Genomic DNA, 13,266 nt, shown 5'->3' on the forward strand with positions numbered 1-13,266 from the left:
TTTTTATTCTATCTTCATTGTTTCTTAAATAACGCAGTTTTCTGTAAGTGCTGTGTATTAATAAACTCATGAAAGTAAATTACAAAACATACAATCTCCCGTTCACTCACCCCTTCACAATTTCTAAAGGAACCAAAACACACCAACCCACATTAATTGTGGAATTAGAGTTTATGGGCATCAGGGGGTATGGCGAAGCACCCGCCATCAGTTATTATAATATTCCGGTGGAAAAAATGGTGGAAGACCTGGAGAGCAAGAGAATATTTGTAGAGAAATATGCTTTTAACGAACCGGAAAGATACTGGCATTATTTGCACCATCTTTTTCCTGCTAATTCATTTTTAGTTTGTGCATTGGATATGGCAGGCTGGGATCTGTATGGCAAATTAAAACGCCAACCATTACATGCATTGTGGAATTTAGATATTACCAAAAGTCCCGTTACTGATTTTACCATTGGCATTGACAGCATCGATAATATGGTAGCCAAGATGAAAGAAAAACCCTGGCCCATTTATAAAATAAAAGTAGGGGTAGAAAATGATATTGAAATGGTGGCAGCATTGCGAAAACATACGGATGCTGTTTTAAGAGTAGATGCCAATGCAGGCTGGACATTGGAACAGGCATTGGAAAAAATTCCGTTGTTAAAAGCATTAGGTGTAGAGATGGTGGAACAACCTTTGGCAAAAGATAATTGGGAAGGTATGAAAGTACTGTATGAAAAATCTTCTTTACCATTATATGCAGATGAAGCTTGTGTATTTGAAAGCGATGTGGAAAAATGTCACCGGCATTTTCATGGTATCAATATCAAACTTACCAAGTGTAGTGGCATCACACCTGCAAGGCGCATGATCGCAAAGGCCCGTGAACTGAATATGGAAGTAATGATAGGCTGTATGAATGAAAGCAGTATTGGTACAGCTGCCATTGCACAGCTGGCACCATTGTTAGATAAAGTGGATATGGATGGACCATTGTTATTAAGTGAAGATATTGCAACAGGCGTGGGATTTGATTTTGGAAAAATTATGTATAACGAAATGCCGGGTTTAGGTATAACAATTTTGTAAACGTACTACATGGTCTGACGCCCCCGTCTGACCATGTAGTACGTTTGTACTAAAAAAATTTTACATGACCGAAGAAAACGAATCGTCAGAATTAGTAGTAAAGCCCGGAGAAACAGCATTTAAAAAAACATCTTTATCCAGAACACTGGTAAGCCTGGCATTATTTATTGCCATCGATTACTGGATTTTTAAAAGCTGGTTTTCGGTATTGTTATTGGTGACGGTAATTTTTATTCATGAGCTGGGGCATTTTATTGCCATGAAATTTTTTGGCTATAAAGGCGTGAACATGACTTTTGTTCCTTTTGTCGGCGCTTATGTTTCGGGCACAGCTTCTAATCTTTCCAGGAAAAATAAACTGATCGTTTTATTGGCTGGGCCTTTGCCCGGTATTGTGATCGGCATTATTCTTTTATACCTGCACCAGGGCAATTACGAACACCTTTATTTTCAACTGGCGATGCCTTTTTTATTGCTGAACGTATTTAACCTGTTACCCGTTTTTCCATTGGACGGCGGCCAGTTCTTTCAAACTTTATTCTTCAATGGCAGCAGAATAATACAATTGCTTTTTTTGTATTTATCCTGTGGCGCTTTGGTGTACCTCTTCTTTAAATTAAATAATGCTTGGGGATTGTTGCTGATTGCAGTGCTTGTTTTACTCCGCATAGGCCAGGTTAACCAGGTACACAAAGTGCGTAAACAATTAGATGAAGAAGGTGTTGATTATGCCTGCTCCTACGATGACCTTACTGATGCTGAATACTGGCAGATCAGGAACGTGGTGATCAGTAACAGCAGGGTGCTGAGCAGCAAATTTTCAACAGAAGAACAATCGGCTGATGAGCAAATGATCATTAAGCATATCGAAAGTGTATTAGTGCCGGCTTACGAGGATGACCTTACCAGTGGCAGCAGGATTGCCTTTCTGCTGGTATGGATCATTGCATTTACCCTGCCCATATTGCAATGGCTGCAGTATAAGGGCTACCTGTAGAAATTTTATTTGGAGATATAAACATTCCGTCTTTACTTTGTGCTAACAATGCAACAAATCGTTCACATACACCATCATCATACATTACTCAACGGGTAAGCGTGCTGATTTGTATGTAACTACACATAATTTTAATCAAGGGCTTACTGAAAAGTGAGCCCTTTTTTATTTAGCCACGGATTACACGAATTTACACGGATGAATACAAAAGTAAATTCGGGCAAAAAAATTCGTGTAATTAGTGTATTTAATTCGTGTAATAAAAAACAAATAATGTTAAAGATCGCAATTCAAAAATCGGGGCGTTTGTATGAAGATTCCATCAAACTTTTAAAGGAGTGTGGTATTCAATTAAACAATGGCAACAAGCAATTAAAAACAATAGCCGAAAATTTTCCGCTGGAAGTTTATTTTTTAAGGGATGACGATATTCCGCAGTATGTGTATGATGGCGTGGCTGATATTGGCATTGTAGGAGAGAATGTATTGCTGGAAAAAAATAAGGATATTGATTTAGTCTATCGTTTAGGTTTTGGTAAATGCAGGTTGAGCATTGCTGTACCTAAAACCATGCAATACAGATCCATAACAGATCTGAACGGATTAAAGATTGCTACCACTTACTCTACTATCCTGCAAAAATATTTAGCGGAGAAAAAAATTCCTGCAGAGATACATGAGATCAGCGGATCGGTAGAGATAGCGCCTGGTATTGGATTGGCTGATGCTATTTGTGACCTGGTGAGCAGTGGCAGTACTTTATTTACCAATGGATTGAAAGAAGTAGAAGTGATCTTAAAATCAGAAGCAGTATTAACAGCCAACAAAAATCTTTCTGAAGAAAATAAAAATATTTTAGAAAAATTATTGCTGCGTATCAATGCTGTAAAAACCGCCAAGAATAATAAGTACATTATTTTAAATGCGCCTAATCATCAATTACAAAATATAGAAAATGTTTTGCCGGGTATGAAAAGTCCTACAGTAACTCCATTGGCTACGGAGGGCTGGAGCAGTGTGCAGAGTGTGGTGAATGAAAATGATTTTTGGGAAGTGATAGAAAAATTAAAACAATTTGAAGCGGAAGGAATTTTGGTGATACCGATAGAGAAGATGATTGTGTAATCACATGCCCCTATCCTCTAAAGGGGGAAATGGAGAAGATTGAAAAGAAGATTATGTGATATAGCTTTAGCTCCATAGGAGCGAAAGTTTGGTAGAAGAATAAAAAAGTAATATTCATCAAAGCTCCGTAGGAGCGACATTTTTAAAATGGAAGTTTATATAAATCCAGAAAAGAATACATGGCAGCAATTGTTGCAGCGCCCGGTTTTTGATACTTCTTCATTGGAAGAAAAAGTAAAAATTATTTTACAAGATGTAAAACTGAATGGCGATACTGCCGTAAAAAAATATGCCGCACAATTTGATGGCGTGGAATTGAATGAGTTAAAAGTTAGTGCAAAGGAAATTGAGGAGGCCATTGCATCTGTTGATGATAATTTAAAAGCTGCGATAGCGATTGCGAAAAATAACATCACCAAATTTCATGAAGTACAAAAAGAAACGGTTACAAAAATTGAAACGGTAAACGGTGTGGTTTGCTGGAGAAAAGCGGTGGCTATTGAAAAAGTAGGGTTGTATATTCCGGGAGGAACAGCGCCATTATTTTCTACTTTACTGATGTTGGGTATTCCTGCAACAATAGCAGGCTGTAAAGAAATTGTAGTGTGTACACCTTCCGATAAAAACGGAAAAGTGAATGCGGTGGTTTTATATGTAGCACAATTGATCGGCATAAAAAATATTTATAAAATTGGTGGTGTGCAGGCAATTGGTGCCATGGCTTACGGTACAGTTGTTGTTCCGAAAGTGTATAAGATATTTGGCCCGGGTAATCAGTATGTAACCTGTGCCAAACAATTGGTAAATGCAAGCGGCATTGCCATTGATATGCCTGCGGGGCCGAGTGAAGTGGCTGTATATGCAGATGCAAGCAGCAATGCCACATTTGTTGCAGCCGATTTATTAAGCCAGGCCGAACATGGTGCAGACAGCCAGGTGGTTTTAGTAGCCAGCACCGCTTCAATAGTTACTGCTGTTGAGAGCGAATTAAAAAAACAGGTAGCTGTTCTGTCAAGAAATACTATTGCAGAAAAAGCTTTAGCCAACAGCAGGTTTATTGTAATGGAAAATGTGGATGCCGCATTTGAATTATTAAATGAATATGCTCCGGAGCATTTGATCATTGCATCGGATAATGCTTTGCAATTATCTGAAAAAGTAATCAATGCAGGAAGTGTTTTCATCGGGCATTATTCTCCTGAAAGTGCAGGGGATTATGCTTCAGGTACCAATCATACGCTGCCTACCAATGGTTATGCAAAAGCTTATAGTGGCGTATCGTTAGACAGTTTTGTAAAGAAGATCACTTTTCAACAATTGAATGCAGCCGGCATACAAAACATTGGCAATGCAGTAGAAGTAATGGCTGCTGCAGAAGGATTGGATGCACATAAAAATGCAGTGACCATTCGTTTAAAAGAAATAAACAAATCATAATGCAATTTGAATTACATAAACTGATACGGGATAATATTAAAGTGCTCAAACCTTACTCTTCGGCAAGGCATGAGTTTACAGGTAAAGCATCAGTATTTTTAGATGCGAATGAAAATGCCTACGGCTCGCCGGTGGCAGAAAATTACAACCGCTATCCCGATCCCCTGCAATGGCAATTAAAATTTCAATTGGCAAGAATAAAAGGCGTGCCGGCCGAGAATATTTTTATTGGTAATGGCAGCGATGAAGTGATTGACCTGGCCTATCGTATTTTTTGTGAGCCACGAAAAGATAATGTGATCATTTGTCCGCCTACCTACGGCATGTACCAGGTAAGCGCCAACATTAATGATGTGGCGATAAAAAAAGTTAACCTCACGAGAGATTTTGAACTGGATGTGGAAGGTATTATGAATGCGACAGACAATCACACTAAATTATTATTCATCTGTTCGCCCAATAATCCAACAGGTAATAATATGAACCGCACTGATGTGGAAGTGTTGCTGAATAATTTCCCCGGCATTATTATCATTGATGAAGCGTATATCAATTTCTCTAAACAAAAAACATTTATACAGGAGTTAACGGAGTATCCTAACTTAATTGTTATGCAAACTTTGTCTAAAGCCTGGGGCCTTGCAGCATTACGACTAGGGTTGTGTTTTGCATCCATGGATATCATTGATATTTTTAACAAGGTAAAGCCGCCTTATAATATTAATGAAGCATCGCAACAGATCGCTTTGGATGCTTTGCAGGAAACGGTGATGGTAAATAAATGGATCAGGGAGGTGGTGCATCAGAAAGAAGAACTGGCTGCGGCATTGGTTAGATTGCCTTTTGTAAAAAAAGTATATCCAACAGATGCTAATTTTATTTTAGTAAAAGTAAATGATGCCGACACACTTTACCAATACCTGGCCGATAATGAAATTGTAGTGCGTAACAGGAATAAAGAAGTATTATGCGAAAATTGTCTTAGAATAACAGTCGGAACGCCGGAAGAAAATAAAAATCTATTATCTACTTTAAAAAAATACCAAGGGTGAAAAAAATATTATTTATCGATAGGGACGGCACGTTGATTAAAGAAGCACCACCAACCTATCAATTGGACTCATTTTTAAAACTGGAATTTTACCCGGATATGTTTTTGTACATGCGTAAAATTGCAACAGAATTAAATTACGAATTGGTAATGGTGACCAACCAGGATGGATTAGGTACTGCTGGTTTTCCTGAAGATACATTCTGGCCGGTACATAACCTGGTAATGACCAGTTTGGCAAATGAAGCTATTCATTTCAGTGAGATTTGTATAGACAGAACTTTTCCTGAAGAGCATGCCCCTACACGTAAGCCCGCCACAGGTATGCTGACAAAATATTTGAATAACACGGAGTATGATATTGCGAATTCATTTGTTATCGGTGATAGAATTACAGACATGGAATTAGCAAAAAATCTGGGCTGCAAAGGATTCTGGTTAAATACAGATACCAATCTTGGCGCATCGGAAATAAAAGATACCATCGCTGAATTAAAGAGAGACGTGATCGTTTTAGAAACACCCGATTGGTCGGACATTTATGAATATTTAAAATTACCGCCGAGGAAAATTGTTCACCAGCGTAATACCAACGAAACTAAAATAACAGTAGCAGTAAATTTAGATGGCACTGGTAAATCAACAATTGAAACCGGCTTAGCGTTCTTTGACCACATGCTGGAACAAATTGCGAGGCATGGTAATATTGACCTGGATATCCAGTGCAAAGGGGATTTGCATATTGATGAACATCATAGTATTGAAGATACGGGCATTGCTTTAGGCGAAGCCATTGCAAAGGCTTTAGGTGATAAAAGAGGGATTGAACGTTATGGTTTTTTACTACCCATGGATGATTGCTTAGCCCAGGTAGCGATTGATTTTGGTGGAAGGAACTGGATTGTTTGGGATGCTGAATTTAAAAGAGAAAAAATAGGAGAGATGCCCACAGAAATGTTCTTTCATTTTTTCAAATCATTCAGCGATGCATCAAAAAGTAATTTGAACATAAAAGCAGCAGGGGAAAATGAACACCATAAAATTGAATCTATTTTTAAAGCATTTGCAAAGGCCATAAAGATGGCAGCGAAAAGAGATATCAATAACAATGCGCTGCCATCAACAAAAGGAATGCTATAATTTGCCTGGCATTTATACCAGGGAATAAAATAGTTTAATGTTTCCGGGCTTTAGCCCATAATAAACAAGAAATGAGCGACATCGCAATTATAAAGTATAACGCCGGTAATGTACAAAGTGTGCAGTATGCTTTGCATCGGATAGGAGTCGGATCTGTTGTTACAGATGACGAAGCTGTTATCCGCAATGCATCAAAAGTAATTTTTCCTGGTGTGGGCCATGCCAATGCTGCAATGGAATATTTAAGAGCAAGGGAGTTGGATAAAGTGATCACATCTTTACAGCAACCGGTATTGGGAATTTGTTTGGGTTTGCAACTGTTATGCAATCATTCCCAGGAAGGTGATACCCAATGTATGGGCATATTTGATACAGAAGTGAAACTATTTGAATCAAAGGAGTTAAAGATACCACAGATAGGGTGGAATACTATTTATGATTATCAATCTGTTTTATTTAAAGGATTACAAGAAGAAGCTTTTGCTTACACTGTACATAGCTATTATGCGGCATTGTGTAATGAAACGGTAGCAAAAACAGATTATAGTTTACCTTACAGTGCAGCACTGCAAAAAAATAATTTTTATGCAGTGCAGTTTCATCCTGAAAAATCAGGAAAGGTTGGCGAAATTATTTTACAAAACTTCATACATCTGCCATGATTATTATTCCTGCTATTGACCTCATCGACGGAAAATGTGTACGCCTTACTAAAGGCGATTATGCACAGCAGAAAATATACAACGAAAATCCTGTTGAAGTAGCAAAACAATTTGAAGCCGCAGGAATACAGCGGTTGCACATCGTGGACCTGGACGGTGCAAAAGCAGGAAAGATCATCAATTTAAAAGTATTGGAAAATATTGCTTCGGCAACAAGCCTGGTAATTGATTTTGGGGGAGGGGTAAAAAATATTACCGACGTTGGAAATATTTTTAATGCAGGTGCGGCGATGGTTACGGTAGGCAGCATTGCAGTAAAGCATCCTGAATTATTAGAAGAGTGGCTGATGGAATTTAGCGCCGAACATTTTTTAGTAGGTGCAGATGTGCTGGATGAAAAAATAAAGATCAGCGGCTGGCTGGAAGATGGCGGCATTAATATTTTTAATTTTATCGGGCAGATGATTAGCCTGGGTACCACCAATATTTTTTGCACCGATATTTCAAAAGATGGTGTGATGCAAGGGCCATCAATAGATCTTTATAAAAAAATCATGATAGAACATCCTGAGATAAATTTAATTGCCAGTGGTGGTGTAAGTAATATTGATGACGTAAAAGAATTAAAAGCCATCGGATGTAAAGGTGCAATAATAGGCAAAGCTATTTACGAAGGACTGATCACACTGGAGGAATTATCCATTATTAATTATTAAATTATTCATTATTGCTAACTAAGCGTATTATCCCCTGCCTGGATATTAAAGATGGCAGAACCGTTAAGGGTATCAATTTTGAAAGTATTCGTGATGCAGGCGACCCGGTTGAACTGGCTATTATTTATTCTGAACAGGGAGCAGATGAATTGGTTTTTTTAGACATTACTGCCACTGTTGAAAAAAGAAAAACCCTGGTGGAATTAGTAAAGAGAATTGCAGCGAATATTAATATTCCCTTTACCGTGGGTGGAGGCATCAGCACTGTGGAAGATGTGGCGTTGTTATTGCAAAATGGTGCAGATAAAATTTCTGTGAATACAGCAGCATATAAAAATCCGCAGTTAATAAAAGAATTAAGCAATGCCTTTGGTAGCCAATGTGTGGTATTGGCAATCGACACAAAAAAAGAAGCAGATGGCGAATGGTATGTGTATTTAAATGGTGGCAGAACAAAAACTGACACCAAAACTATTGATTGGGCAAAGCAGGCCGTGAGTTTGGGTGCAGGAGAAATTTTATTGACGAGTATGAATAATGATGGCACTAAAAATGGTTTCGCCTTAGATATTACGGCAACTTTATCCAATGTATTGCCTGTACCGGTAATTGCAAGCGGTGGCGCAGGAACAATGGAGCATTTTAAAGAAGTATTTGAAAATGCCAATGCAGACGCAGCACTGGCGGCAAGTATTTTTCATTATAAAGAAATTGAAATACCCGATCTGAAAAAATATTTACAACCATTTGTTCAGATAAGGATTTAAATTAAAAGAAATGATATTTATTTTAGCTTTACTCTCTATGGGGCTCTTTATTTATTTCAAAAACAGACAAGATAACAGGAAGATTGAAAGACAAAACCGCCTTGATGAAAAAAGAGAAAAGTTAATAGCAATGCTGAAAGAAAAAAATATAACAGAAGATGAAAATTGATTTTGAAAAATACACCGATGGTCTTGTTCCTGCAATCATACAAGATGATACAACCGGTAAAGTGCTGATGCTGGGCTTTATGAATGAAGCCGCAGTTGCTAAAACACAAGAATCTCAAAAAGTAACTTTCTTCAGCAGAAGTAAAAACAGGTTATGGACAAAAGGGGAAGAGAGTGGTAATTTTTTATTATTGAAAGATATCAGGGTTGATTGTGATAATGATACTTTGCTCATTAAAGCAACGCCGCAAGGACCTACTTGTCATACCGGTGCCGATACCTGCTGGAATGAAAAAAACGACAGCGATAATTTTCTCCTGCAATTGGAACAAATTATTGCTGACAGAAAAAATAATCCATCAGACAAATCCTACACCAGTTCTTTATTTGCAAAAGGGATCAATAAAATTGCTCAGAAAGTAGGAGAAGAGGCGGTGGAAATTGTGATTGAAGCTAAAGATGATAATAAGGATTTATTTTTAGGAGAAGCTGCCGATCTTTTATTTCATTATTTGATTTTATTGCAGGCTAAAGATTTTTCATTGCAGGATGTAATTGAAGTGCTGAAGCAAAGGCATTCGGCTGCTGTTAAATAAAATTCCTGCACCGGCACAGCATTTATTCGTATTCAATAATTTCCTAAATTTGGATAACCAAAAAATAACTCATGAAAACTAGGCTGTTTATTCCGGCATGCTGTATTATTTTACTAAGTGCTTGTAACAAAGCTGATAAATGCCCCGACTCTATGAAACTCGAGGTAACCAATACTACACCAACAGTAGGCGAACCTTTCACCATCACTGCACCAAAAGAATCTGATAATACAGTTTTCCATTGGTCTGGCCCCGGCCAATACGGCAGCAATTACTCTAACAAAATTGAAATTACCTCTGCAAAATATTCCAACAGGGGTTGGTATTATTGCGCCAAGAGTAACAGCAATTGTAATACTACTGTGTACGATAGTGTTTTTATCGACGTTAAATTAAAGCAGGAAACACCACCCTGCACGCTCACCAATAATTATATCTCCTGTTCAAATATTCCCAGCGTAACCTTAACTTCCATTACTGAAGGATTTGACCCCACATTTAATGGTACAGCAGTTTATGGCAGTGGTTCCTTTGGCTATCCTTCTTTCAGGGTTTTGTTTAATTCTTATAATGGCAACGTAGAACCTATTGACGGTACCTATAATACCACCAGCACTTTAACATTCGATGTCACCCAGGAGTACAATGATGTATCAGTAAGTTTTTTATACAGTAATATCTTTTATCATTGCAGGCCCGATCAGAAATTGTATGTAACCCATGTAAATGGGAAAATACAGGTTTCATTTTGTAATATGATCTTTTCATCTGGTTCTGCCACCACCACCACCTGTTCAGGTAAAATGACAAAACAATGAGACGGCTAAAAAAGATATTTAAAATATTTTTCATCAGCTTATTAGTGCTGATTGCCATTGCATTTGCAGCCCCTTATTTATTTAAAAGCCAGATAGTGGCATTTGTAAAAAAAGAGATCAACAATAACCTGACTGCAAAAGTTGATTTTAAAGATGTAGATATTTCTTTCTTCCGCCATTTTCCAAAAGTAGCTGTGGGTTTGGATAAGTTACAGGTAATTGGCACGGGCAGTTTTGCAGAAGATACTTTATTATCTGCAGAGCGAATTGATGCCGCCGTAAATATCATGAGCATCATTAAAGGGAAGAACATGACCATCTATTCTGTTTTTGCAGAGTCCCCCCGTATACATGCTATCGTAAATAAAGAAGGTGCTGCCAATTGGGATATTATGAAGCCGGATAGTACAGCAACAAAAGAAGGCGAAGAAAAACCGTTTTCATTGCAGTTGAATAATTACGAGATCAGCAATGCTTACATCAGTTATAAAGATGAACCCGGTGCCATGAGCAGTGAGATATTGAACCTGAACCACAGCGGCAGTGGCGATTTTACTTCAGATAAATTTACTTTAAAGACTGTCACAAAAGCTGATGCCGTTACCTTTACTTATGGTGGTATCCCGTTTTTAGCCAATGCAAAAACTACGGTTGATGCAAATGTGGAAATTGACAATAAACAAAACACCTACACCTACAATACCGATAATATTGCTGTGAATGATTTAAAGGTCAGCAGCAATGGCGTTATCAAAAACCTGAATGATAAGGGCTATGATATGGATATTAAATTCAAAGCGCCATCTACTGATTTTAAAAATATTTTGTCATTGATTCCTGCGGTATATAAAAACGATTTTGATAAAATTAAAACCAGTGGTAACGCCATCTTCAGCGGTTTTGTAAAAGGCGTTTATAATGATGTTACCATGCCTGCTTATCATGTGGATATGGAAGTAAAGAACGGTTTCTTTCAATATGCCGACCTGCCAAAGCCGGTACAAAATATAAATTTTAAAGCCCAGGTAGATAATAAGGATGGCCAAACGGACAACACTGTTGTGAATATAGAAAATGGGCATATTGAAATGGATAAAGAGCCATTCGATTTCAGGTTGCTGGTAAAAAATCCAATCAGCAATATGTTTGTAGATGCTGCTGCAAAAGGAAAACTTGATCTGAGTAAAGTAGCACAGTATGTAAAACTGGAAAAAGATACTAAACTGGCTGGTTTGCTGAATGCTGATGTAAGCGTAAAAGGAAATGTAAGTGATATTGAAAAACAGCAGTATGAAAAATTCAGTGCGGCTGGTACTGTAGCACTGAATGATTTTTTATACGTCGCTAAAGATTATCCTACCGGTGTAAAAATAAATTCGCTGTTAACTTCTTTTACACCAAAGCAAATTGACATCAGTAATTTAAACGGACAGTATATGTCCACCAACTTTAACGGTACCGGGCAAATTAATAACCTGCTGAATTATTTATTTCAGAATAAGCCATTACAAGCCAGTTTAAATGTAAATGCCGATAAATTAAATCTTAACGATTGGATGGGTACATCTGCCGATACCACCACAACAGGCCCTGCAGCTGCACCATTTGCTGTGCCTGCAAATTTAAATATCACACTGCAGACGAAAGTTGATAAAGTGCATTACGATAAAACTGATATCGATAATCTTGCTGGTACACTTTTAATAAACAACGAAACTGTTTTTATTAAAGATGTAAAGGGTAATGCATTGGATGGAACGCTGGGTGTAAACGGACAGTACTCCACTCTGCAAAGCAAAACAAAACCTGATATTGCTTTGGATTATGCAGTTACCGGTGTGGATGTGCAAAAAACATTTTACGCTTTTAATACGGTGCAAAAATTAATGCCCATCGGAAAATTTATTGCGGGTAAACTCACTTCGCAAATGACCGTGAAAGGAAAACTGGGTGATAATATGATGCCCGATATGAATAGCCTTACCGGCAATGGTAATTTATTATTGATACAAGGTTTCCTCAGCAAGTTTGCGCCATTGGATAAAATTGCCAGCACATTAAACGTAAAAGCACTGGAACAAATTTCTTTAAAGGATGTAAAAAATTATTTTGAATTCTCTAATGGTAAAGTGCTGATCAAACCATTTGCTTTTAAAGTTTCGGGAATTGATATGGAGATTGGCGGCTTGCAGGGTTTTGATCAATCGTTGGATTTTATTGTGAACATGAAACTACCCCGTGCATTAATGGGTACGCAAGGCAATCAGCTGGTGAATAATTTAGTTACACAAATTAATAGTAAAGGTGTTCCTGTGCAGGTTGGCGAAACGGTAAACCTGAATTTAAAACTGGGCGGCTTTATAAAATCACCCACTGTAAAGACGGATCTGAAACAAGGGGCAGCCAATCTTGCCGACCAGATGAAACAACAGGTAACGGATTTTGCCAAAGCAAAAATCGACAGTACCAAACTGGCGGTTACCAATGCCGTAAAGGATACCGTAAAATCATTAAAGAACCAGGCACTGAATGCTGCCAAAGATGAATTGGCTAAACAATTGGGCGGCGATAAAAATGCTGCTGCCGATTCCACCAAAACAAAACCTAATGCCAAAGAATCTTTAAAAGGATTGATGAATGGTTTGTTGAAAAAGAAGGTGAAGGACACTACGACGAAGCAATAATTTTGCCGGTATATTTTTTAGCCGGA

At 37.8% G+C, this 13,266-nt stretch carries 13 protein-coding genes; all 13 read left to right on the forward strand.

What is annotated here, in order from left to right; genetic code table 11:
* The first annotated feature begins 68 nt into the window (after positions 1-68).
* The 13 genes from ACQ334_RS18235 (at position 69) to ACQ334_RS18295 (ending at position 13,240) form a co-directional block, all read left to right on the forward strand.
* Positions 69-1,079 (forward strand): dipeptide epimerase, encoded by a 1,011-nt coding sequence (locus tag ACQ334_RS18235; RefSeq protein ID WP_430989689.1) that lies wholly within the window; start codon positions 69-71, stop codon positions 1,077-1,079.
* Positions 1,080-1,143: 64 nt separating this feature from the next.
* Positions 1,144-2,076 carry a site-2 protease family protein gene (locus ACQ334_RS18240; protein WP_430989690.1) on the forward strand — a complete coding sequence of 311 codons (933 nt, stop codon included), beginning with the start codon at positions 1,144-1,146 and terminating at the stop codon, positions 2,074-2,076.
* 273 nt (positions 2,077-2,349) lie between these two features.
* Positions 2,350-3,201: an ATP phosphoribosyltransferase gene (hisG, locus tag ACQ334_RS18245; RefSeq protein ID WP_430989691.1), complete on the forward strand. Its 852-nt coding sequence runs from the start codon at positions 2,350-2,352 to the stop codon at positions 3,199-3,201.
* A gap of 147 nt (positions 3,202-3,348) precedes the next feature.
* Entirely contained in the window at positions 3,349-4,638 is a 1,290-nt protein-coding gene (gene hisD / locus ACQ334_RS18250) for a histidinol dehydrogenase (RefSeq protein WP_430989692.1), read from the forward strand.
* Positions 4,638-5,690, forward strand: a complete 1,053-nt coding sequence (gene hisC / locus ACQ334_RS18255) for a histidinol-phosphate transaminase (protein ID WP_430989693.1) — start codon at positions 4,638-4,640, stop codon at positions 5,688-5,690. The genes hisD and hisC overlap by 1 nt, the downstream gene beginning before the upstream one ends.
* A complete protein-coding gene (gene hisB / locus ACQ334_RS18260; RefSeq protein ID WP_430989694.1) occupies positions 5,687-6,829 on the forward strand; it encodes a bifunctional histidinol-phosphatase/imidazoleglycerol-phosphate dehydratase HisB in 1,143 nt (380 codons plus the stop codon). The genes hisC and hisB overlap by 4 nt, the downstream gene beginning before the upstream one ends.
* Before the next feature lie 71 nt (positions 6,830-6,900).
* Positions 6,901-7,491, forward strand: coding sequence for an imidazole glycerol phosphate synthase subunit HisH (hisH, locus tag ACQ334_RS18265; RefSeq protein ID WP_430989695.1), 591 nt, complete (start codon positions 6,901-6,903; stop codon positions 7,489-7,491).
* A complete protein-coding gene (gene hisA / locus ACQ334_RS18270; RefSeq protein ID WP_430989696.1) occupies positions 7,488-8,207 on the forward strand; it encodes a 1-(5-phosphoribosyl)-5-[(5-phosphoribosylamino)methylideneamino]imidazole-4-carboxamide isomerase in 720 nt (239 codons plus the stop codon). Before hisH ends, hisA begins: the two co-directional genes overlap by 4 nt.
* Before the next feature lie 11 nt (positions 8,208-8,218).
* Positions 8,219-8,974 carry an imidazole glycerol phosphate synthase subunit HisF gene (hisF, locus tag ACQ334_RS18275; RefSeq protein ID WP_430989697.1) on the forward strand — a complete coding sequence of 252 codons (756 nt, stop codon included), beginning with the start codon at positions 8,219-8,221 and terminating at the stop codon, positions 8,972-8,974.
* Between the two features lie 10 nt (positions 8,975-8,984).
* Positions 8,985-9,143 carry a hypothetical protein gene (locus ACQ334_RS18280; RefSeq protein ID WP_430989698.1) on the forward strand — a complete coding sequence of 53 codons (159 nt, stop codon included), beginning with the start codon at positions 8,985-8,987 and terminating at the stop codon, positions 9,141-9,143.
* Positions 9,133-9,738, forward strand: coding sequence for a bifunctional phosphoribosyl-AMP cyclohydrolase/phosphoribosyl-ATP diphosphatase HisIE (hisIE, locus tag ACQ334_RS18285; RefSeq protein ID WP_430989699.1), 606 nt, complete (start codon positions 9,133-9,135; stop codon positions 9,736-9,738). The genes ACQ334_RS18280 and hisIE overlap by 11 nt, the downstream gene beginning before the upstream one ends.
* 71 nt (positions 9,739-9,809) lie before the next feature.
* Positions 9,810-10,556, forward strand: coding sequence for a hypothetical protein (locus ACQ334_RS18290; protein ID WP_430989700.1), 747 nt, complete (start codon positions 9,810-9,812; stop codon positions 10,554-10,556).
* Positions 10,553-13,240 (forward strand): AsmA-like C-terminal region-containing protein, encoded by a 2,688-nt coding sequence (locus ACQ334_RS18295; RefSeq protein ID WP_430989701.1) that lies wholly within the window; start codon positions 10,553-10,555, stop codon positions 13,238-13,240. The genes ACQ334_RS18290 and ACQ334_RS18295 overlap by 4 nt, the downstream gene beginning before the upstream one ends.
* The last annotated feature ends 26 nt before the right edge of the window (positions 13,241-13,266 follow it).

This window comes from Ferruginibacter sp. SUN106 (assembly GCF_050611765.1).
GTDB lineage: Bacteria > Bacteroidota > Bacteroidia > Chitinophagales > Chitinophagaceae > Ferruginibacter.